General features: G+C 66.6%; 20 protein-coding genes. 13 read left to right on the top strand and 7 right to left on the bottom strand.

The genetic code is table 11. The features are described 5' to 3' along the window. Nucleotides 1-55 precede the first annotated feature (55 nt). The 5 genes from NS6_RS10760 (at nt 56) to NS6_RS10780 (ending at nt 6,669) form a co-directional block, all read left to right on the top strand. Nucleotides 56-919, top strand: coding sequence for an IclR family transcriptional regulator (locus tag NS6_RS10760; protein ID WP_084470925.1), 864 nt, complete (start codon nt 56-58; stop codon nt 917-919). A 254-nt stretch (nt 920-1,173) separates the two neighbouring features. Continuing rightward, nucleotides 1,174-3,363 carry an acyl-CoA dehydrogenase family protein gene (locus NS6_RS10765; RefSeq protein ID WP_068040148.1) on the top strand — a complete coding sequence of 730 codons (2,190 nt, stop codon included), beginning with the start codon at nt 1,174-1,176 and terminating at the stop codon, nt 3,361-3,363. A gap of 171 nt (nt 3,364-3,534) precedes the next feature. Continuing rightward, nucleotides 3,535-3,861 carry a histone-like nucleoid-structuring protein Lsr2 gene (locus NS6_RS10770; protein WP_068040149.1) on the top strand — a complete coding sequence of 109 codons (327 nt, stop codon included), beginning with the start codon at nt 3,535-3,537 and terminating at the stop codon, nt 3,859-3,861. Nucleotides 3,862-4,006: 145 nt separating this feature from the next. Continuing rightward, nucleotides 4,007-4,339: a hypothetical protein gene (locus tag NS6_RS10775; RefSeq protein WP_068040150.1), complete on the top strand. Its 333-nt coding sequence runs from the start codon at nt 4,007-4,009 to the stop codon at nt 4,337-4,339. Then, entirely contained in the window at nt 4,336-6,669 is a 2,334-nt protein-coding gene (locus tag NS6_RS10780) for a glycoside hydrolase family 3 C-terminal domain-containing protein (protein ID WP_068040152.1), read from the top strand. The genes NS6_RS10775 and NS6_RS10780 overlap by 4 nt, the downstream gene beginning before the upstream one ends. A gap of 151 nt (nt 6,670-6,820) precedes the next feature. Here the strand turns inward: NS6_RS10780 and NS6_RS10785 are convergent, their stop codons facing one another. Continuing rightward, nucleotides 6,821-7,705, bottom strand: a complete 885-nt coding sequence (locus NS6_RS10785) for a TetR-type transcription factor C-terminal domain-containing protein (protein WP_245669246.1) — start codon at nt 7,703-7,705, stop codon at nt 6,821-6,823. A gap of 173 nt (nt 7,706-7,878) precedes the next feature. Here NS6_RS10785 and NS6_RS10790 point away from each other — a divergent pair, with 173 nt between their 5' ends. Together NS6_RS10790 and NS6_RS10795 are read left to right on the top strand one after the other, a co-directional pair. Further along, nucleotides 7,879-9,087: an acyl-CoA dehydrogenase family protein gene (locus tag NS6_RS10790; protein WP_068040157.1), complete on the top strand. Its 1,209-nt coding sequence runs from the start codon at nt 7,879-7,881 to the stop codon at nt 9,085-9,087. After that, nucleotides 9,084-10,106, top strand: coding sequence for a phosphotransferase family protein (locus NS6_RS10795; protein ID WP_068040159.1), 1,023 nt, complete (start codon nt 9,084-9,086; stop codon nt 10,104-10,106). The genes NS6_RS10790 and NS6_RS10795 overlap by 4 nt, the downstream gene beginning before the upstream one ends. 113 nt (nt 10,107-10,219) lie before the next feature. Here NS6_RS10795 and NS6_RS10800 read toward each other — a convergent pair whose 3' ends face one another. Genes NS6_RS10800 through NS6_RS10825 form a run of 6 tightly spaced genes read right to left on the bottom strand, consistent with a single transcriptional unit; the run spans nt 10,220 to nt 15,360 of the window. After that, nucleotides 10,220-11,005: an ABC transporter ATP-binding protein gene (locus tag NS6_RS10800; RefSeq protein WP_068040161.1), complete on the bottom strand. Its 786-nt coding sequence runs from the start codon at nt 11,003-11,005 to the stop codon at nt 10,220-10,222. Between the two features lie 52 nt (nt 11,006-11,057). Continuing rightward, nucleotides 11,058-11,828: an ABC transporter permease gene (locus NS6_RS10805; protein WP_068040163.1), complete on the bottom strand. Its 771-nt coding sequence runs from the start codon at nt 11,826-11,828 to the stop codon at nt 11,058-11,060. Beyond that, nucleotides 11,825-12,676 carry an ABC transporter permease gene (locus tag NS6_RS10810; RefSeq protein ID WP_084470927.1) on the bottom strand — a complete coding sequence of 284 codons (852 nt, stop codon included), beginning with the start codon at nt 12,674-12,676 and terminating at the stop codon, nt 11,825-11,827. The genes NS6_RS10805 and NS6_RS10810 overlap by 4 nt, the downstream gene beginning before the upstream one ends. 10 nt (nt 12,677-12,686) lie before the next feature. After that, nucleotides 12,687-13,691 (bottom strand): ABC transporter substrate-binding protein, encoded by a 1,005-nt coding sequence (locus NS6_RS10815; RefSeq protein WP_084470928.1) that lies wholly within the window; start codon nt 13,689-13,691, stop codon nt 12,687-12,689. Between the two features lie 41 nt (nt 13,692-13,732). Then, nucleotides 13,733-14,497, bottom strand: a complete 765-nt coding sequence (locus tag NS6_RS10820; RefSeq protein ID WP_068040167.1) for an SDR family NAD(P)-dependent oxidoreductase — start codon at nt 14,495-14,497, stop codon at nt 13,733-13,735. Beyond that, nucleotides 14,494-15,360, bottom strand: a complete 867-nt coding sequence (locus NS6_RS10825; RefSeq protein ID WP_068040170.1) for a sugar phosphate isomerase/epimerase family protein — start codon at nt 15,358-15,360, stop codon at nt 14,494-14,496. The genes NS6_RS10820 and NS6_RS10825 overlap by 4 nt, the downstream gene beginning before the upstream one ends. A gap of 149 nt (nt 15,361-15,509) precedes the next feature. On the opposite strand from NS6_RS10825, the gene NS6_RS10830 reads away from it, so the two are divergent. The 6 genes from NS6_RS10830 (at nt 15,510) to NS6_RS10855 (ending at nt 22,229) form a co-directional block, all read left to right on the top strand. After that, a complete protein-coding gene (locus NS6_RS10830; RefSeq protein WP_068040171.1) occupies nt 15,510-16,424 on the top strand; it encodes a LysR family transcriptional regulator in 915 nt (304 codons plus the stop codon). A gap of 356 nt (nt 16,425-16,780) precedes the next feature. Next, nucleotides 16,781-17,734: an ABC transporter permease gene (locus NS6_RS10835; RefSeq protein ID WP_068040173.1), complete on the top strand. Its 954-nt coding sequence runs from the start codon at nt 16,781-16,783 to the stop codon at nt 17,732-17,734. After that, the gene (locus NS6_RS10840; RefSeq protein WP_068040175.1) at nt 17,731-18,624 is read left to right on the top strand and encodes an ABC transporter permease; all 894 of its coding nucleotides are present in this window, start codon (nt 17,731-17,733) and stop codon (nt 18,622-18,624) included. Before NS6_RS10835 ends, NS6_RS10840 begins: the two co-directional genes overlap by 4 nt. Before the next feature lie 125 nt (nt 18,625-18,749). After that, the gene (locus NS6_RS10845; RefSeq protein ID WP_245669247.1) at nt 18,750-20,201 is read left to right on the top strand and encodes an ABC transporter substrate-binding protein; all 1,452 of its coding nucleotides are present in this window, start codon (nt 18,750-18,752) and stop codon (nt 20,199-20,201) included. Between the two features lie 29 nt (nt 20,202-20,230). Then, a complete protein-coding gene (locus NS6_RS10850; protein WP_068040179.1) occupies nt 20,231-21,253 on the top strand; it encodes an ABC transporter ATP-binding protein in 1,023 nt (340 codons plus the stop codon). Beyond that, complete coding sequence (locus tag NS6_RS10855; protein WP_068040181.1) at nt 21,243-22,229, top strand: ABC transporter ATP-binding protein; 987 nt, start codon at nt 21,243-21,245, stop codon at nt 22,227-22,229. Before NS6_RS10850 ends, NS6_RS10855 begins: the two co-directional genes overlap by 11 nt. Nucleotides 22,230-22,239: the final 10 nt, after the last annotated feature.

Here is a 22,239-nt window from a genome sequence, read left to right on the forward strand (position 1 = left end):
GAGATGGACAAGCACGACCCTGCTCAGCGCAGAGGTCAGGTTGGTAGGAGGTTCGATGTTGGTGGTCGGTTCCGGTTCGGAAGTTCCGGGGCGGGTCCCGCGGCGTGAGGTGCCACCGTCGATGGTGGAGCGGATGACGCTCATTCTCGACGCGTTCGACGGCCCGATGGCGCGCGCGAGCCTCGAAGAAATCGCCTCCCGCACGCGGCTTCCTCGCTCGACCGTGCACCGGATACTCGATCAACTGGAACGGCTGGACTGGATCGAGCACGCTTCGACCGGGTACCGGCTCGGCCGGCGGGCGCTCGGACTGGGCGGCGGCGGTCATGCCCAACTCCGGGCCGTCGCCGCACCGTTGCTGCACGACCTGCATCTGCGGACGGAGATGGTGGTGCACCTGTCTGTGCTCGACGGTGGTGAGATCGTCTATCTGGACAAGATCGGTGGCCGGCTGGCCGCTTCCCTCCCGTCCCGGGTCGGCGGCCGCGGTCCGGCCTATTCCACCGCCGGCGGCAAAGCGATGCTCGCCTGGAAGGACCCAGAACGCGTCGACGCGCTCTACCGGTATTGGCCGAATGCGGATACCGACCGCGCGATTTCCGGCTCGACACCCCTGCACCGGGAACTCAATCGCATCCGTCAGCGCAATGGCCTGGCGTTCGGGCAGTGTGCGTCGGTGCGCGGCATTTCGTGCGTCGGTGCGGCAGTCCGCGGGGCCGACGGCCCGATTGCTGCTATCTCGCTGTGCGGTGACGCCCCCGTCGCCCAGCTCGAGCGGGTAGCCCCGTTGGTCGCCCATGCCACGTGGGTGGTATCGCGGATCATGGACACGGAATCCGGTATGTCGCAGACAGGCCACCGGTTAGGGGTCCCGTCCGTCCGGCCCGCGCGTGGATCGCTCGCGGACGCGAACCGATAACGACGCCCGGCGGTCCGCGTGGAGCCGATTCCGTTCGGCCGGCGGACCGGGAAGTTCCCACGGTGGTGGGCAGTCGGCAACCCGAACCCGGGTGGCCGGTCGAAGAGGAGGATGGACTGTGCCGAGAATCGGCGAGGCAAGGGATGGCGCGGGACCCAGTTCGCACGTGCTGCGGGCGCGGCGGCCCGGATGCTCACGGCCGCTCACGATCATCGACCGCGTGTGACGCGGGATTCCGAGACAGCGAGATCGATATGGGAATCGAACTGACCGAAGACGAATGCAGCCTGCGCGATTCGGTACGTGGCTGGGCGGCGCGCCATGCGACACCGAAGGCGATCCGGGACGCGGTCGATGCCGAAACCGAAGTACTGCCGGACTATTGGCAGTCGCTCGCCGAACTCGGAATGCTCGGGCTGCACCTACCCGAAGGATTCGGCGGATCCGCCGCGAGTCTGGTCGAACTCGCGATCGTCACCGAGGAACTGGGCCGTGCGCTGGTGCCCGGCCCGTTCCTGCCGAGCGCTGTGGTCTCGGCGGTGCTGAACGAGGCCGGTCGCCATACCGAACTCGCCCGGTTGGCCGACGGCAGCCTCCGCGGTGCGTTCGCACTGGAGCCCGGATCGCTGCGACTGACGCGCACGCGAAACTCGGTGACCGTATCGGGTGTCTCCGGCACAGTTCTCGGTGGGCAGCACGGTGATCTGTTCCTGCTGGCCGCCGACGACGGCGGTGTGCGTGTCTTCGTGGTGGTGCGGCGGGAGCACCTGGTGGTGACCGAACTGTCCAGTTACGATCCGATCCGCCGGAACGCACAGGTGGAAATCGCCGCCCCGGTCTCCGTGGGTAGTGACCCGGCCGACCTCGACCCACGGCGCGTCCTCGATATCGCGGCCACCCTGTGTGCCGCCGAGGCGGCGGGACTGGCGAACTGGGCTACCGGGACTGCGGCCGAATACGCCCGCACCCGTCGGCAGTTCGGCCGGGTCATCGGCCAGTTCCAGGGGGTCAAACACAAAGTTGCCCGGATGTCGGCGCTGACCGAGCAGGCCGCGGTGACGGCGTGGGATGCCGCGCGCGCGATGGGGCCGTCGGCGCAGCGAGCCGAAGCTTCGCTGGCCGCGGCGGTCGCCGGTGCGGTCGCGCCCGAGGCCGCGTTCACCGTCACCCGGGACTGTATCCAGGTACTCGGAGGTATCGGTTTCACCTGGGAACACGATGCGCATCTGTACCTGCGCCGTGCCCAATCCCTGCGTATCCTGCTGGGTTCCACCGCGCTGTGGCGACGCCGGGTCGCCACGCTCGGCCGGCAGGGGGTGCGCCGGACACTCGGCCTCGAGCTACCGCCTCGAGCTCAGCGGATTCGTGCCGGAATCCGCGCCGAACTTACCGGCGCGGCGGCCCGTACCGGTACCGAACGCACCACCTATCTAGCCGAAAACGGCTATACGGCACCGCATCTTCCGGCGCCTTGGGGCAAGGGGGCCGATGCGGTGACCCAGTTGGTGATCGCCGAGGAACTGCGGGCGGCGGACGTGCAACCGCACAAGATGGTCATCGGCAACTGGGTGGTGCCGACCCTGATCGAACACGGCAGCGCCGAGCAGATGCAGCGTTTCCTGCCGCCGACGCTGCGCGGCGATATCATCTGGTGCCAGCTGTTCTCCGAGCCCGGAGCCGGATCCGATCTCGCGGGGCTCGCGACAAAGGCGACCGAGGTCGCCGGTGGCTGGCGGTTGCAGGGACAGAAGGTGTGGACCTCCAAGGCGCTGGTCGCGGACTGGGGTGTCTGCCTGGCCCGCACCGATAGTTCGGTCCCCAAACACAAAGGTCTTTCGTACTTCTTGATCGATATTCGCAACAGTGCGGGTCTCGATATCCGTCCGCTCCGGGAGATCACCGGCGAAACACTGTTCAACGAAGTGTTCATCGACGACCTGTTCGTACCCGGCGACTGCCTCGTCGGTGCGCCCGGCGACGGCTGGAAACTGGCGCGCACCACCCTGGCCAACGAACGGGTCGCGATGGCAGGCGATTCGATGCTGGGCTCCGGCGGGGAGGCCCTGCTGGAGTTGGCCGCCGCGCTGCCGCACGAACTCGACGACGAGCAGGCGACCGTCCTGGGAAAGGTCCTGTGCGATGCGCAATCCGGCGCATTGCTGAGCCTGCGCAGCACCCTGCGATCGATCGGCGGGGCACAACCCGGGGCGGAATCCTCCATCGCCAAACTGCTCGGCGTCGAACACACGCAGCAGGTGTGGGAGATCGTCATGGACTGGTCGGGTCCGCGCGCGCTGGTCGACGAACAGGACCGGTCGGCCCCGGCGCACAACTTCCTCAACGCGCAGGCGCTGTCGATCGCCGGCGGGACCACCAATGTCCAGCTCAATATCATCGGCGAGCGAGTCCTGGGGCTGCCGCGCGACCCGGCACCCGGAATGTAGCGGCGGCGTAGACGGGCCCGTACCGGTAGGTGCGGGTGAGGGCTCGGCACTCGGGTTCCGCCGGATCGGTGGTTTGCCCGGCGTTGCTCATGAGGTCGGATATCGGTGACTGCTACTGTGCCGCGGGACGTTTGGGTGACCCGGATGGGTCGGTGAGTGGAGGTATGGAGCGTGGCGCGCAAGGTTGTTGTCACTGTGATCGATGATCTGGACGGCGAATCCGCGGCGGCGGAGACCGTGTCGTTCGGTATCGACGGGGTGCTGTACGAGATCGATTTGACCGACGAGAACGCACGGGAATTCCGCGCGAGCATGGCGAAATGGGTGCCGTTCGCCCGCCGGACGGGCGGCCGGGGCCGAACCAAAGGATTCGTGGCCGCGCGATCGAAGGATGCGAAGACGGTACGCGAGTGGGCACGGAACAACGGTCACGATGTCCCCGACCGCGGCCGGATACCGTCGGCTGTGCAGGAGGCCTATCAGCGCGCCGTGAGTTGACCGGGGCATGCCGCGCCGTTACCCGTGAGAGTTGTGCAGCCTGCCGGTAGTGGCCGGTCGACGTGGATTCATCCGGGCTCCGGCGGCGTGAACGCCGTGCGGAGCACCCGAAGATAGGCCACGTGGGCGGCCATATCGACCTCTGATGCAGCGGCAGGCCGACCATGCGGGCGACGGCGAGGACGGCGAAGCGCTGCGGATCGAGGTAAGGGGGGCGGCTGTCGCGCTACAGCTCGGTGACTGTATCGGCGACGAGAAGGCGGATATCGTGGTAGCGGTCGCGGAAGAAGGCGTGCGCCCGGTGCTCCGGGCGGGCGGCCTCGCCGGCGAAGCGGGTGTAGAGCTCGACCAGGCCGGGGTCCTCGGCGTTGTGCTGCAGCAACCGGACGAAACTGCCGGGGATATGGGCGGTGTGGCTGCCGGGCACAAGGAACGCGAGCTGACTGTTTTCGATATCCGACCGGAGGAGTCTCGATGACGAGCCGTACCGATCTGTCCGATCTTCCCCTCGCCGAGCAGGCCGCACTCGGTAGCGGCGCCGACTTCTGGACCACCGAGGCGATCGGCCCCGTTCCCGCGCTGACGCTGACCGACGGCCCGCACGGGGTACGCCGCCAGACCGGTACGACGGATCACCTCGGCCTGGCGGGCAGTGAGCCCGCCACCTGCTTCCCGCCCGCTGTCGGGTTGGCGAACAGCTGGGATCCGGGACTGGCGCGCCGGGTCGGCGAAGCTCTGGGCCGTGAGGCCCGCGCCCTCGGGGTGGATGTGCTGCTCGGGCCCGGCGTGAACATCAAGCGAGATCCGCGCGGCGGCCGCAACTTCGAGTACTACTCGGAGGACCCGCTGCTCACCGGCCGGCTCGGTGCCGCCTGGGTGGAGGGCGTGCAGAGCACAGGTGTCGGCGCCTCACTCAAGCACTTCGCGGCCAACAACGCCGAACACGATCGGATGCGCGCCAGCTCCGATATCGACCCCCGCCCGCTGCGCGAGATCTACCTGCGCGCCTTCTCCCATATCGTGCGCACTGCGCGGCCGTGGACGGTCATGTGTTCCTACAACCGCATCAATGGCGTGTCGGCCGCGCAGAACCGCTGGTTGCTCACCGATCTGCTGCGCGGGGAGTGGGGCTTCGACGGTGTCGTCGTCAGCGACTGGGGCGCGGTGGTGGACCGGCCCGCCTCGGTGGCGGCCGGACTGGACCTCGCCATGCCCGGCGGCCCGGGTGCCGGGGACGATCGGGTGGTCGCCGCGGTCGAGTCGGGCACCCTGGACGAGGCGGAGGTGACCGCGGCTGCCACCAACGTGGCCCGGCTAGCCGAACGCGTCCACGCATCCCGCACTCGAGCAGGGGCCGGGCCCAGCGGGGCCGGCGCGGCGGCCACGACACCCGAGCAGGAGAGCGCCGGGGCCCGCTCGGCCGGCTCCGGCGTCTCCGGCGAGCTCGCCGAAACCCACCACCGACTGGCTCGCGAGGTCGCGGGCCGCTGCGTGGTCCTGCTGCAGAACGATCGCGACCTGTTGCCGCTGACCCCGGGCCGCAGGATCGCGGTGATCGGCGCCTTCGCCACCGAACCCCGCTACCAGGGCGGGGGCAGCTCGCACGTCACCGCGACCCGTGTCGACGCTCCGCTCGATATGATCCGCGCTCTCGCTGGGGACACCGTGAGTTACCACCCCGGCTTCACAGTCGCGCCGGGCGAGGCCGACGCCTCGGCCCTCCGGGAGGAAGCCGTTTCGGCGGCCCGTGACGCCGAGGTGGCGGTCGTGTTCCTCGGCGTGGCCGCCGACCAGGAGTCCGAGGGCTTCGACCGCGATCACCTGGAGCTGCCCGCCGAACAGGTGGATCTCCTCACCGCGGTGGCGCGCGAACAGCCGGATACGGTGGTCGTGCTCGCGCACGGCGGCGTGCTGCGGCTGGACCCGGTCGCCCGGCTGGCTCCTTCGGTACTGGACGGGACGTTGCTCGGGCAGGCCGGTGGTGGTGCGCTCGCCGATGTGCTGTTCGGTGTGGTGAACCCGTCGGGCCGGCTGGCCGAGACGGTGCCGGTGCGCCTGCAGGACACACCCGCGTACTTGAACTTCCCCGGCGAGAACTCACATGTGCGCTACGGCGAGGGCCTGTACATCGGCTACCGCTGGTACGACGCTCGCAACCTGGACGTCTGCTACCCGTTCGGGCACGGCCTGTCCTACACCACCTTCGGCTACTCCGAGCTTTCCGCGGAGCCGGCGGGCGACGGGTTCACCGTGCGGCTCACCGTGACCAACACCGGTACCCGGCCCGGCCGCGAGGTCGTGCAGATCTACACCGGGGTTCCGGACTCGATGGTGCAGCGTCCGGTCCGCGTGCTCGCCGGCACCGCGATCACCGGTGAGCTGGCCCCCGGTGTGAGCGAACGGGTCTCGATCGACGTGCCGCGGGACGACTTGGCCTACTGGGAAACCCGTATCGAACAGTGGGTGCTCGAACCGGGCACCTACCGGATCTGGGCCGGCGCCTCCAGCCGGGATCTGCGCGCCGAGACCGATATCCATCTGGTGGGTGAAGCACTGCGGGTGCCGATCACCATCGATTCGACGCTGGGCGAGGCGATGGCCGACCCGCGTGCTGCGGCCGCGTTGAGCGCGGTGTTCGGCGAGATGGCGGCCACCATGGGCGGTGGCGACGCGCTCGGCGTGGACATGATGCGCATGATCGCCTCCATCCCGCTGAACCGGCTCGCCCTTTTCGGGATGGCGCCCGAGCAGCTCGATGCTCTGCTCACCGCTGCGAATACGGACGGCCCGGACTCGCGGTCGAAGTAGATCGACTCCCTCACCTCGACGTCCGCCGCTTCTTGTTCTGGACGCGCCGCCGGGACGTCGGTCTTGGCCGGCGACGGGCCGAGGATGTCGGCACGAGACCCCGGCTGCGAGCTACGGAAACTGTGCTCGCGAAGTCTGGTGCGTCGCAGTGTCACCCGGTAGGTGTGCCGGCCGGGCAAGAGGTGGCCGGCCGATCCTCTCGAATCCCGAGTAGCCCGAGAGCGAAGCCGGCGTACTCCACGGCGATCTGTTCGGGAGTTGCCGGTCCTTCGAGCCGGAACCATTGCGGTAGTGAGGTGCACATGGTCGCGATGGCCCGGCCCGCGACCCGGGCTTGGGCGGTGGTCAGATTCGCCTCGTTCAGGGCGGTGTCGATGTCCTCGTCGAGAAGATACTGGAGTTCGTTGCGGGAGCTGGTGATCCGCTGCCGATTGTCCTGGGTCAAGCTGCGCATTTCACTGGCCCCGATGAACGCGAGTTCGCGGCGGTGGGTGTGGAACAGGGCGAGTGCTTCGACGACATGGGATACGCGGGCTCGTCCGGTGTCCGCGTCGCGGCGTGCCGCGCGTGCCCGCCAGTGCAATTCGTCCATGGTCAGGTCGAGTGCCCGTACCAGCAGCTGTTGTTTGTCGTGGTAGTGGTGGTATACGCCGGGCACACTCATGCCGGCGCGCCGGGCGATCGAGCGCATGGTGGCGCCGTGGTATCCGGTTTCGACGAACGAGGCGATGGCTGCGGCGAGCACCGGGTCGATTTCCAGTGGCGGGAACTTGCGCCAGGCGCCGGGCGATTCGCTGCCCGGTTCGGCGACGACCTCGGGCCGGACACCCGGGCGCGGATGATCGTTGCCGAGTGATTCCTGTTCGCCCACCAGCCAGGACACAGTGGTGCCGAGAACAGTCGCCAGCGCGCGCAGCCGTGGGATGGCTGTGCCGGTCTTGCCGTTCTCCACGGCGCTGAGGGTGGCGGGGCTGACATCCAGCCGTTGCGCGGCGGCCCGCAGCGAGAGGCCGGCCGCGATCCTGGCCTGCCGCACTCTCGTTCCCACGCGGTGCCGATCACTCTCCGAGTCATACATGGTGTTCAGCTTATCTGAACACTCATCCTCTCGCTGTAACCGGCGATTGACAGCGATGATCGCGACATGTCACCCTTCGTATCTGTTGGTGGCCGAGCGATCGTTCGGCGCATGAGCCGGAGGAGTCAACTGTGGCGATCGATCTGTCCGTTCCCGACGACGTACAAGCGCTTGTCGATCGGACTCGCGGCTTCATCCGTGGGCACGTCGTCCCGCTCGAGGACGCGCACGACGGTGATATCGCCGCGGCCGGTGGTGACGAGTTCCGGGTGGAATTGCAGCGGGCGGCCCGGGATGCCGGAGTGTTCGCGCCGCACGCGCCGGTCGAGTACGGCGGCCACGGCCTGGGGATGTCGGACCGGGCGCCGGTCTTCGAAGAGGCGGGGTACTCCCTGTTCGGGCCTACGGCGCTGAATATCGCCGCTCCCGACGAGGGCAATGTGCACATGCTCGCACATATCGCGAACCCGGAGCAGAAACAGCAATATCTCGCTCCTCTCGCGCACGGCGATATCCGTTCGGCGTTCGCGATGACCGAGCCGGCCCCCGGCGCCGGGTCGGACCCTTCCGCGCTGGCGACCCGTGCGGTCCGGGCCGAGGGCGGCTGGCGGATCAACGGCAGCAAATGGTTCATCACCGGCGCGGACGGTGCGGGTTTCTTCATCATCATGGCGCGCACCTCGGGCGAGCCGGGGGAGCGGGGCGGGGCGACGATGTTCCTGGCCCCGGCCGATACTGCGGGTATCCGGGTGGGGCGACATATCGACACTCTGGACCGGTCGATGGTCGGCGGGCATTGTGAGGTGTTCTTCGAGGATCTGCTGGTCCCGGAGTCGGCAGTGCTGGGTGAGGTCGATCGCGGTTTCGAATACGCGCAGGTGCGACTCGGGCCGGCCCGGATGACGCATGTGATGCGGTGGCTCGGTGCCGCCCGCCGGGGACACGATGTGGCGGTGGCCCAGGTGGCTCAACGCGAAGGGTTCGGTTCGAAACTCGGCGATCTCGGCATGATCCAGAAGATGGTCGCCGACAACGAGATCGATATCGCCGCCACCCGCGCCCTGCTGACCCGCGCCTGCTGGGAACTCGATCGCGGCGAACCCGCCGGTAACGCCACCTCGATCGCGAAGACCTTTGCGGCCGAGGCCATCTTCCGGATCGTCGACCGCAGCATGCAGATGTGTGGTGGTCTGGGGGTTTCCGGTGATCTGCCGCTGGCGCGGCTCTCGCGGGAGGTGCGTCCGTTCCGGATCTACGACGGGCCTTCGGAGGTTCATCGGTGGGCGATCGCCAAACGTACGGTCGGTGCCGCGAAACGTGCGCTGCGGGACAGCAAATGAACCTACCCGGCATGGATGTCGCCGCGCTCGAACGCTACCTGCGCGAGCAGGGGATCGAGGTGCGCGGTGAACTGCGAGTGGACCTGATCAGCGGCGGCCGGTCGAACCTGACCTTCACCGCCGCCGACGATATGTCGCGGTGGGTGGTGCGCCGCCCACCGGTGTCCGGGCTCACCCCGTCGGCACACGATATGGCGCGCGAATACACGGTGACCGACGCGTTGCAACATTCCGCGGTACCGGTGGCGGCAACGATCGCGTTCGACGCCGAAGGCGCCGTGCTCGGTGCGCCGATGACGATCGTCGAATTCGTCGACGGTGCCGTGATCCGCGACCAGGACGACCTCGCCGCGCTCAGCGACGAGCAGGTGAATGCCGGTGTCACGGAACTGGTGCGGGTGCTCGCCGAGTTGCACGCAGTGGACCCCGCGGCGGTGGGCCTGGAAAATTTCGGCCGCCCCGCCGGATTCCTCACCCGCCAGGTGAATCTCTGGGCCGCCCAGTGGGAACGGGTGAAAACCCGTGACCTCGCCGATGTCGCAGCCCTGCACGCGGCGCTGGTGGACGCGGTGCCGCCGGAATCGGCGGCCTCGATCGTGCACGGCGACTACCGCATCGACAACACCATCCTCGACTCGGCCGACCCCGGCCGGGTGCGGGCCGTGGTCGACTGGGAACTGTCCACCCTCGGTGACCCGCTCACCGATGCCGCGCTGATGTGCGTGTACCGGACGCCGATCTTCGACCTGGTCCTCGGCTCCCGCGCCGCGTGGACCAGCCACCGGATGCCTGCACCCGACGCGCTCGCCGAGGCATATGCCACCGCGTCGGGTCGCGACCTCGGCAACTGGGGCTTCTACCTCGCCCTGGCCAATTTCAAACTCGGCGTGATCGGTGAAGGGATCACCCACCGGGCCCTGCACGGTTCCGACGCCGGCTCGGCCGCCGGGCAGGCGGCCGAGGCGACCCCGGAGTTCATGGCGGCCGGACTGCGCGCACTGCACGTGGGCCGGAAGTAACCTGTGTGCGCTGGTGTGGCTGGTCTGTGGTCGTTTCGGGCTCGAGACGATCTGCGAGGGCAGCGGCACCGCCAACGTCACCATCATCGAGCGCGGGTAGCGCGATACGCCGGCTATGCGGTCTCCACCGTGTCCACCGGCTCGGTGGACTTGACCAGTCGGTAGACCCGTCCGCGGGTGGTGGCGAACGCGTTCAGCGACTTCGTATCGAGCTGGTTGCGGGGCGTCGGAAGATCCACGGACAGATCTGCCCGGACGACAGTCGGCGCCGACGAGAGGACAACCACCCGGTCACCCAGATAGACGGCCTCGTCGATATCGTGGGTGACCACCACGACCGTCATCCCGAATTCGGCGCGGATGGCGAGCACCAGATCTTCGAGGTCTTCCCGGGTCTGCGCGTCGACACTCGCGAACGGCTCGTCCATGAGCATGATCTCCGGTTGGAAAGCCACGGCTCGGGCAATGGCGGCGCGCTGCTGCATACCGCCGGACAACTCGTAGGGATGTTTGTCGGCGGCGTTCGCGAGACCGACAGCTTGTAGTGAATCCGCAACGAGGGTAGCGATCTCGCCGGTGGAACGTGACTGACCGTGTAGCGGGAACGCGACGTTCTCGCTGACTGTCATCCACGGATAGAGCGACCGTGAATAGTCCTGGAACACCACCGCCATTCCGGGCGGTGGCCCGTTCACCGGCCGTCCGTGCATGGTGACGGTGCCGGTGGTCGGCTTCAGTAGACCACTGATGCATTTGAGCAGAGTTGTCTTACCGCAGCCGGAGGGACCCACCACGCTGATGAGTTCATTGGCGCGGACATCGAAGGTGACCTCGCGCAGCGCGGTGTGCCGAGCGCTGCCCGATCCGTATTCTTTACCCAGTCCCGATATTTCGAGCATGATCCGTCGGATCCTTTCGCTGTACTGATGTTCTGTGTGGCGTCTCGGCGGCTCAGGCCGCCGCGGACTTGCTCTCCACCTGCCACCCGATGACGCGGCGCTCGATGAACTCGAACAATGCGTTGAGGACGTAGCCCACGATGCCGAGCAGAATGATTCCCGACCACATATCGGCGAGCGCGAACGATCGCTGCGATTGCAGTACGAAGAAGCCGATTCCGTTGGTGCTGCCGATCAACTCGCTGATGACCATGGTGATGACGGCGAGGCCCAGTGCGGTCCGCATTCCCGCGAAGATCCGGGGTAGCGCACTGGGCAGCATCACCCGCAACACCGTTCGGCGCCGGCTGATCCGGAAGACACGAGCAGTCTCGATCATGGTCCGATCCACGCTGGCGAAACCCTGGGTGGTGTTGAGCATGATCGGCCAGACGCAGACGAAGACGATCAGGAAGATCTTCATTCCGTCGCCGATACCGAAGAGCACCACCGCGAACGGCAGGATGGTAGGTGCGGGCACCGCGCGGAAGAAGGCCGCTACGGGCTCGAGCAGCTTATCGATCCACCACACGCTCCCTGCGATCACGCCGACTGCGACACCGATCAGGCAGGAGAGCCCGAAGCCGGCGAACAACCGCCACAGGCTGGGCAGTACATCGGTGACGAACCTACTGGAGAACCAATTGTTCTTGAACTCGACGAGTACGACGTCCAGTGGTGTCAGATAGAACGACGAACTGGTCACCGATATCGCCCACCAGCCCAGTACCAGCAGTACGGGGACGGCGAACTCCAGAATCGTTCCGAGTTTCCTTTTCGTCATGCTGCGCCACCAGACCTGGGTCGTTGCGATTCGTGCCAGGAGAGGGTGCGTTTCTCCAGGTACATGATCGTGCGGTTGATGCCGTACCCGACAATGCCGGTCACCATGATGAACGCATACATCTCGGCGAGCGCACCGTTCTGCTGCGCGAGCGTGATCTGCCGGCCGAGACCGGGCATGCCGATCACGATCTCGGCGGTGATTGCCAGGATCATGGCGATGGACACCGAGATCCGGATACCGGTGAGGATGTACGGTGCTGCGCTCGGCACGGTGACGCGGAAGAAGCTTCGGTACCAGCTGATCCGGAAGACCCGGGCGGTATCGCGAACGACGGGGTCGATATCGCGGATCCCGTAGATCGTGTGCACGAGCAGGGGCCAGAAGCAGGCGAACGCCACGAGGAACAATGCCGATGCCCGCCCGGTGCCGTAGGCGAGTACCACGAGCGGGACGAGGGCGACGGACGGGATCGGCCGCAGGAACTCCACGACCACCCGGATACTCCGATAGACCAGCTCGTACATTCCGGCCACCACCCCGATGACGGTGGCCAGCACGATCGCGATCAGCAATCCGATGCCGGCACTGATCAGCGTATCCCCGAGCGCGGCCCACAAGCGTGTGGTGCCGGCGAGTTCCACCAGCGTCGCGCCTATTTCCGGGACGGAAGGAAAGTACTTCGAGGGCAGGATGTCGAGCCAGATCATTGCCTGGAACGCGGCGATGGCCACCGTTCCCGAGATCACGAACCAGACGGCGTCCGGCATCCGGCGGAGCCGGTCGGACCACGGCTCGGTGGCGGGTGCCGAGGCCGGCACCGAATACGATTTTTCTGTGATTGTCATCGGTTCGACCTCACCGTTCTATCTTTGCGGGGTCGGGCCGGGAATCGGTCATCCCGTACCGCTGCATCAGATCGACCATCGAATCGACCGCAGCCCAGTTGATCTCCGTCCCCCAGTACGGGAGCGTGATGCGCCCGGCCACTTCCGGGGTGAGCTTGGTGTAGGTGGGCACGATTTCCCGGGCCGCGTCGGGGTTGTGCTGAGCGAATCGCATCGACTTGTCGATCGCCCGCTGGAAAGCGGCGACCACCTCGGGATTGGCATCGGCGAAGGCGGGCGTCGTCGCATAGATGGAGTTCTGAAGTCCGGGCACCACATCGGTGTACGGGCTCAGGATCGTTCGGGCCCCGGCATCGGCGAGGGCGCTCGAGAAGGGCTCCGCGGCCTTGGCTGCATCGATCCGCCCCTGTTCGAGTGCAATCGCCTGTTCCGCCCCGGCGATCTCGATCACCTCTACGGTGCTGCTGTCGCCGCCGTGGGCGTCGATGCTGGCCTTGAGCATCAGATCGACGATGCTGTTGAGGCTCGCCACGCCGATGACCTTGCCGTTGAGATCCGCGGCCGTCCGGATCGGGCTGTCCGCCGGAACACTGACCGTATCGAACCCCCGCGAGTCCGTGTTCTCCAGGCCGAGGGCCGGATCGGTCGCCTGCTGTCCCGAGGCGAGTGCGCGCAGCGCGATGCCCTGATTGGTGGCGAGCAGCAGCGTTACGGGATTGACCCAGCCGATCTGCATATCACCCTTCAGCACGGCGGGCAGCAGAGCCGCCCCACCGGACGAAATAACGGGCCGTACATCGAGGCCCTCTTCACGGAAGAATCCCTCGCGATTGCCCAGATAGATGGGCGCGACGCCGGCCTCCGGGATGAGCGCGACATTGAGAACGGTCAGCCCGTCGGCGTTCGTCTCGACCTCGGTATCGACGCCGGAGCAGCCGGCGACGGTGAGCGCAAGAACAAGCGCGGTGGCCACTGCGCAGGCCCGCCGGGCCGATAGGGATCGAAGCAGTGACATCGGTTTTCCCTCCTTCAGGGGGATCGAGTGGCGGCGCCCGGTCACGGTGCCGCCGCCAGTTGTGCGCCCCCACAGACATGGAGCACTTCGCCGGTGACGAAACGCGCCTTGGCGGAGGCCAGGAACTCGACCGCGTCGACGACGTCGTCCGCGGTGGCGAGCCGTCCCAGCGGTGAGAGCGAGGTATGGCGTTCGACGAAGCGATCGAACTCGGTATCGGTGCGCTCACCCCGGGTGAACGGCGTGACGACCATGCTGGGGGCGACGGCATTGCAGGTGATACCGAGGCGGCCCAGCTCGAGCGCGAGGGATCGGGTCAGCCCGACCACACCGGCCTTCGAGGCGACATAAGCCGAGGGGCCGCCGCTCTGCCACGTCCGGGAGCCGATATTGACGACATGACCGACCCCGGTCCGTGTCCAGATCGGTAGCGCAGCCCGGCACAGTGCCATGGGGCCGCGCAGATTGACCGCCATCGACCGGTCCCACAACTCGTCCTCGATATCGGAGAGCGCGGCGCGATGATTCACGGCAGCATTGTTGACCAGCCGGTCGAGCCGGCCGAACTCGTCGTCGATCGCGCCGACGGCGGCGGCGACAGCCGTGGGGTCTGCTATGTCCACCACCCGGCCGATGACCGGGCGTCCGGTGTCCGCCGTGATCGCGGCGACGGTGCTGTCGAGGCCCTCGGAATCGATATCGAGGAGCACGATGGTGTCGCCGTTCTCGGCGAACCTGCGGCCGATCGCGGCACCGAGGGCGCCTGCGCCGCCGGTGACCACCGCGACCGGGTGGTTGTGTTTCATACCTGTCCGTTCGTTGAGCAGGCCGATCCGCCGAGGGTGAACTCGGCGTGCCGGCGGAGAAATTCGGCATTGAAACCGAGGGCCTCGGTGTCGGGCCGCGCGCTACTGAAGTCTTCGACCGATACCCAGTCCGTATAGCCGGAGTCGCTCAGTAGCTGGAGCACCCGCGGAATATCGGCGATGCCGTCGTCCATCGGAGTCCAGGTGGGTGTCCACACTCCGCCGGATTCGGACGCGACGAACGCGGCATTCTTGAGGTGGACGTGGGCGAGGTGGGCACCGAGGATCTGCAAGGCCATGGCGTGGTCTTCGTAACCCTCGAGGACGAGATTGCCCACGTCGTAGATGACCCCGACGAGGTCCGGGTCCAGCCGGCCGACCATCCGGTGGGCCAGCGAGGCACTCGGGCACACCGAACGCTGATGCATCTCGAGCAATGCCTGCACCTGGAAGCGTTCCGCCAGCTCGGCGACCTGCTCGAAGTAGCTTACCCCCGCCGCGAACAGCGAGTGGAACCCCTCCGGGCCCATCCACGGGGCCCGCAACCGGATGCGCGGGGCGCCCGCATCGCGCGCCAGGCGCATCGCGCGCTCCACCCCGGTGAGATCGCCGAAGTCCACGTACACGCCGAGACCGATCACTTCGAGGCCGGCCGCGACCGTGCGGGCGCAGATATCGCCGACGGCTGCGGGGTCCGGTGGCACCGTGCAGCGATTGTTGGTGAGGAAATGCGGCGCATTGCCGTCGCCCACTTCCGGCGACACCCGCCATTCGATACCTGCATATCCCTGGTCTGCCGCTGCCTCGATCGCCTCCGCGGGGGTCAGGGCAGGGAGGCAGATCGAGTACACCCCTAGCTTCATCGTTGTCCTCGTATTCGGGTGATGCCGGTCGGCACGGTCACCATGATTAGAGAGGGCGGTCACACTGTTTGTCCAAGTCCTGCCAGGCTTACCGGCCATGCCTGAAAGGTATAGTTCGATGATTTGTCTGCGCCTCAGAGAGAAAAGCGATGGAATTCCGGCACCTGAAATACTTCCTGGCGGTGGCGGACGAGGGATCGTTCAGTCATGCTTCCGACCAGCTCCGCATCTCGCAGCCGTCGTTGAGCAGGCAGGTCCAGAGCCTCGAACGAGAACTGGGCCACCGGCTGTTCGAGCGCACCGCCCGCGGCGCCCGGTTGACCGTGGCGGGCCACGCGCTACTCCAGCACGCCCGCCAGCTGCTCGCGCTCGAGAGTTCGACGCGGGACGTGCTGGCGGGAGGCGCCGCGGTCCGGGAGATCGTGACGATCGGCATCTGTCCGGGCACTCCCGGACCGTGGTTGCTCGGGCTCATCGAGCATCTGGCCGAACATGCGCCGCGCTGTGCGCCGAACCTCGTCGAGGCCAACAGCAGCGAACAGCTCCGCATGCTGCGTGAGGGCCGGCTGGACCTGTGCACGGTTCATCAGGCGCCACCCAGTGACTACGCGTCGTGGAGAATCCGGGAGGAGCCGTTCGGTGTCGCGGTCCGGCCCGATCATCCGCTCGCCGGTTCGGCCGTGTTCGACCTCGTCGATCTCGACGGCCTGCGGGTCCTCGTACATTCGAAGGACCAGGTCCCGACCCAGCAGGACGGGCTGATGGGGGCGGCCGTGGTGGCGAACATCCACCCACACTGGCAGTTCGCCCAGTTCGTCGAGCATGCGGCGGCATCCGCGCGGGCAACCGGCGCGGACGCCGCCCTCATCAGTCGATATACGGCGACGCGACAGCTACCCGAGTGGCCCTGGTCGCCCCTGCTCAACCTCGGTCTGGCCATGACCACCTGGCTCGTGCGTCAGCGCACGACCCGGGAAGTGGTGGCCGCGACCGCCGACGCTGCCGTGTCCTTCGCGCGCTCCGGCCCGGATACCGACCACGACCCGGGACGCGCGATTCACTGAACAATTCGGCACGCTGCTTGCGTGCGTCGACAGCGACCGAACTGGATGGGAGCTGATGGTCCGGTGTGCGGCCGCCGTGCGGCGCCAGGATTCGGGCCATCGATTCCACTACTCGGAAACACCGGCAACCCGGTCCGGAGGGGGCTGTTACCGGCGACTTCGAAGTTCTTTTGCCGTTTCCTCACACCCCAGCTCTGGGTAGAATAGGATTCTACCCAGAACGCGAACGAGAATCTCTGTGAGAAGAATTAAATTCTCGCCAGGTCGCGTCAGCCCGCATCAGACCGAGAAACCCGAGCCAGGCACCCCATGGGTGCCCGGCCGGACGGTCGCGCGCTACGGAAAGGCGAAGGTGGATGATGTACTCCATCGTGAGGCGGTTGGGCCGAGGCCTACTGGTGGTCCTTCTGGTCACCCTGGCGGTCGTAGTGCTTCTGAGTTTCGCTCCGGGATCCGTGGCGCACGCCATCCTCGGCGACGCGGCCACGCCGGAAGCTGTCGCGGCGCTCAACAACAAGCTCGGCCTCGACGAGCCCGTGTGGATGCAATACCTCCACTGGGTCGCAAACGCCGCCCAGGGTGATCTGGGCACCTCGCCACTCACGGGGCAGTCGGTGACGACGGCGATCACGGAGCGCTTACCGGTGACGTTCCAATTGGCTGCCATGTCACTCGTCATCGCGCTGGTCAGCGCGATCTTCCTCGCCGTGCTGTCGGCGATGCGGCCGGGCGGTCCGGTCGACCGTGGGACTGCCGCGCTCTCTTCTGTTTTTCTTTCGGTACCTGCGTTCGTCGCCGGCCCGGTACTCATCTACTTCTTCGCCGTCGAACTCGGCTGGGCTCCGGTGGCCGGATGGAACCGTCTCGGCGACGGGATCGGGCTGAATCTGCAGTCCGCGCTGTTGCCCGCCATCGCTATGGCGTTGATGGAGATCGCCGCTTTCCACCGGCTGCTACGGACAGACCTGATCACCACTCTGCGTGAGGATTTCATCGGCGCGGCCCGTGCCAAAGGGATGAACGAGTGGTATGTCATGGTGCGGCATGCACTTCGTCCGTCGTCGTTCTCGCTGATCACTCTGGCAGGTATCAATCTCGGGCGCCTGATCGGTGGCACGGTGATCGTCGAAACGCTGTTCTCGCTGCCCGGCCTAGGCCAATTGCTCGCGTCCTCGATCGTTTCCCGGGATCTCATCATGGTGCAGGGAATCGTGGCATTCATGGCGATCGTCTACGTCGTCATCAACATCCTGGTCGACTCGAGCTACGAGCTGATCGACCCACGGATCAGGAAGGTGGCCACGGTATGACCCGAGCCGAAGTGCATGCAGCGCCCGAGCAGCGGATCGCAGCGCCGGAGAAGCCGGAAGTTCCCCGGCTGCGCAAACCTCGCTCGATACTGGTGTACCTGTCCTATGCCTGGCTGGGCGTGATGATCGCGGCGGCGATTTTCGCGGACCTGCTTCCCCTGGCGTCATATTCGATCCCGGTCGGCCCACCACGGCAACCTCCGCAACTCGGGTCCCTGGATCTTCTGGCGGGCACCGACAACTTGGGGCGGTCGATGCTGTCCCGATGCGTCTACGGCGCCCAGGTGTCGTTGCTGATCGGTACAGTCGCGGCCCTCATCGGGTCCGCACTCGGATCGAGTATCGGGATGCTGGGCGGCTATTTCCAGAAGCGGACGGACTCGGGGATCCGGTTGCTCAGCGATACGATGCTGGCATTCCCGCCACTGATCCTGCTGATGGCGCTCACCGCGGTCTTCACTCCGGGACTGCGCACCCTGATGGCCGGCCTGTCACTGGTGATCATCCCCTCTTTCATCAGGCTCGCGCGGGCGAATACGCTGGCGTGGACGGCACGCGAGTTCGTCCTCGCCGCCCGCAACATGGGTGCCGGTCACGGCCGGATCCTGAGCAAGGAAATCCTGCCCAATGTGCTGCCACCCTTGCTGGCATATCTCCCGATCATCATGGCGGCGCTCATCGTCGCGGAAGGGTCGCTGAGCTTCCTCGGGCTCGGTATTCCGCCCCCCACACCGAGCTGGGGCGGAATGATCTCCGACGGCAAGGACAGCCTGGCAGGTGCACCGCACCTGGTTTTCGTGCCCGCCGCGGTCATCTTCTGCACCGTTTTCGCGCTGAACCAGGCCGGCGATCACCTGCGTGGCCGATTCGATCGCACGATGCGCGAATGACTGAGAGGTCGAAGATGCTCCGAACATCCCTATTCCGTTCGATTGCCGTGTGCTGCACCGCTCTCGTCCTGGCTGCTTGCGCCGGAACCGGAGCGGGTACCGGCACCGGCCCCGGTGGCGATCCCGTGCCCGGCGGTACCGCACAGATCATCCAGATCAGTGAGCCGCGCACCCTCGACCCGGTCGCTATGGGAAATCAGTGGGTGATCAACGCGATGCTGGGCAATGCCTTGTTCGGGACGTTGATGGTCAACGATCCGGATAGCGCAAAAATCGAATACACCATGGCCACAGGCTTCGCCACGCACGACGGAGGTATCACGTTCGACCTGACGTTGCGGCCGGATCTGCGGTTCACCGACGGCACTGCGCTGGACGCGGCGGCCGTGAAATTCAACTGGGACCGCTTCAGCGACCCGGAAAACGGTTCCACCTATCGCGAGGATGCGGCGGTGATCGCGTCGACCGATATCGTGAATCCGACCACGCTGCGAGTGCGGATGCATTACCCGGCACCGCATTTCGCCTACACACTCGTAGAGAGTTCGATGAACTGGATCGCCTCACCGCGGGCGTTGCAGGCGGGGCGCGCGGCATTCGACGGCAACCCGGTGGGTGCGGGTCCGTTCATCCTCGAGCGGTGGGCCCGGCAGGATGTGATCGAACTGGTCGGCAACCCGGATTACTGGGATGCGCCGAAACCGTATCTCGACCGGATCGAACTGCGCACTTCCGGCGATTCCGTTCAGGGTTACAACACACTGATCAGCGGTGGTTCGGACGTGATCATCAGCTCCAACTGGGGAAGTATCGAAAAGCTGGAAAATCAAGGTTTTCCCACCGCGGTGGCGCCGCTGCACGGCGGACAGCACCTGTCGATGAATATGCGGCGAGCGCCGTTCGACGATATCCGGGCCCGCCGGGCCGTGGCGGCCGCGGTCGATGTGAACGCGCTCAACCTGACCATCTACCACGGCAGCGGGGAGCTCCCGACCACCCTGTTCCGAGAATCCTCACCGTACTATGCGCCGGACCTGCCCATGCAGAGCCATGATCAGGAGACTGCCCAACGGTTGTTCGACGAGCTGGCAGCCGAGGGCAAACCCGTGAAGTTCACATACACCACCACCGCGCAGACGGAGAACCGGCTGTTGGCGGAAAGTGTGCAGGCTCAGCTCAGCGCGTTCGACAACGTCGACGTCGAGGTGGAGGTGATCGACATCATCGATCTGGTGAAGCTGCGCTATACGCACGACTTCGAGGTGATGACCGGCGGTGCGTTCTTCGACGATCCCGAACCGCGGCTGTGGACGGCCTTCCACGGCGACTCGAGCCGGAACACCGCCGGTATCGACGATGCGGTCCTGAACGAGGCACTCGACGCCGGCCGGACGGCGACGGATGTGCCGCAGCGTACCGGGATCTACCGGACGGTTCAGGAGCGGTTGATCGAGCTCGTGCCCGCCGTTTTCTACATACGAACGGTCGCGGGTGCCGCCACCGCGAAGAACGTCGGCGGTCTCACCATGTACGGCGCCGGGTCGGTGCGGCCCGAGGAGTTGTGGATCGTCGAGTAGCGGGCACGACCCGAGGAGAGCTGAGAACGATGAGTGCTCAACCGAATCTGCAGGTGCGAAATCTGCATACCTATATCCGGACCGAACGCGGTGTCGTGCGAGCCGTGGACGATGTCTCCTTCGATGTGGATCGTGCTCAGGCACTGGGCGTGGTGGGCGAATCGGGGTCCGGGAAGTCGGTGATGGCCCGGGCGATCATGGGCCTGTTGCCGCCTCGCGCCGGGTGCTCCGGTGAAGTGATATTCCGGGGCAGCAATATTCTCGCGCTTTCCGCGAAGGAGAAGCTCGACATCTGGGGAAAGCAGATCGCCATGGTCTTCCAGGACCCCGGACGGTCGCTCAACCCCGTGGTGCGTATCGACCGCCAGCTCACCGAGGGGATGCGCAAACATCTGGGAACCAGCCGTTCCGAAGCGAGAACTCGCGCCCTCGAGCTGCTCCGGGAGGTCGGGGTCCCGGATCCGGAGCGCCGGCTACGCAATTACCCGCACGAGATGTCCGGTGGTATGCGGCAACGAGTGATGATCGCCATCGCCTTGGCGTGCGAGCCCGACCTGCTGATCGCCGATGAACCGACAACCGCCCTGGACGTGACGATCCAGCGCCAGATTCTCGACCTGCTGCGTCGCGTGCAACGGGACCGGGGCATGTCGCTGATGCTGATCAGTCATGATCTCTCGGTGGTCGCCGGTCGTACCGACCGGGTCTCGGTCATGTACGCCGGGCGGCTCGCCGAGTCCGGGGCAACTCGGAAGGTCTTCGCCGCGCCCCGGCATCGATACACCCGGGCCCTGATGGCGGCCACCCCGACGATCGAACACCAGCGGTACGCGCCCTTGCGGCTGATCGGGGGCACCCTGCCGGATCCGGCAGCACCACCCCCGGGCTGCCGGTTCGCGCCCCGGTGCACTCACGTGGGCGAGGGATGCCGTGAGGCTCCCGGACCCGCGTTGACCGAGATCTCCGCAGGCCATTCGGTGGCGTGTGCGCATCCTGCTCCCGAATCCGTGACAGACCGTTCCGATTCTGGTGGTGATATCCATGGCGGGTAGCGGAACCGCGCACCTGCGCGACGAGCCGACACTGCTCAGTGTGCGAGATCTGGTGGTCGAGTACGACACCGACGGCGGGACCGTGCAGGCGGTGTCCTCGGTCAGCTTCGATGTCCGGCCCGGCGAAACCCTCGGAATCGTCGGGGAATCGGGGTGCGGAAAGTCCACGACCGGCCGGGCTGTCCTCCGTCTGGACAGACTGACCTCCGGCCGGATCACCTTCGCCGGCGAGCGGATCGACGAGGCCGACGGTCGCCGTATGCGTGCGTTGCGGCGCGAGATGCAGATGATCTTCCAGGATCCGGTGGCTTCGCTGAACCCGCGCAGGCCGGTGCGAGATATCGTCGTCGAAGGCTTGGCCGTGGCCGGAAAACCCGCGGACGAACGCGCGGCGACATCCGAAGAAGTGCTGGCGAAGGTAGGGATGGGCGAGGAGCGGTTCGCCGCGGCGCTGCCCCGGCAACTGTCCGGTGGTCAGGCTCAGCGGGTCGCGATAGCGCGGGCGCTGGCACTCGATCCCCGGCTGCTGATCTGCGACGAACCGGTGTCCGCGCTGGATGTCTCGGTGCAGGCGCAGATTCTCAATCTCATTTCCGAGCTCAAGGCCGAATACGACCTGACCGTGGTGTTCATCAGCCATGACCTCGGTGTCGTGCGCACGATCAGCGATAACGTCATGGTCATGTACCTCGGCAAGGTCTGCGAGTTCGGTGATGCGGTCGAGGTGTACGACCGCCCGGCGCACCCCTACACGAGGGCGTTACTCGATTCGGTTCCGCTCGCCGACCCCGACGAGGGTTTCGCCGGCCCGGCACTGGCCGGCGATATGCCCTCACCACTCGCGCCGCCACGAGGCTGCCGGTTCCGGACACGCTGCCCACTCGCTCAGGACCGATGTGGCGAGGAAGAACCCGAGGTCCGCGAGGTCCGGCCGGGACAGTACGCCGCCTGCCATTTCCCGCTGACCGAAACCTGAGCCCGAACCT

It is taken from the genome of Nocardia speluncae NBRC 108251 (assembly GCF_001613245.1).
In the GTDB taxonomy this organism is placed as follows: domain Bacteria; phylum Actinomycetota; class Actinomycetes; order Mycobacteriales; family Mycobacteriaceae; genus Nocardia; species Nocardia speluncae.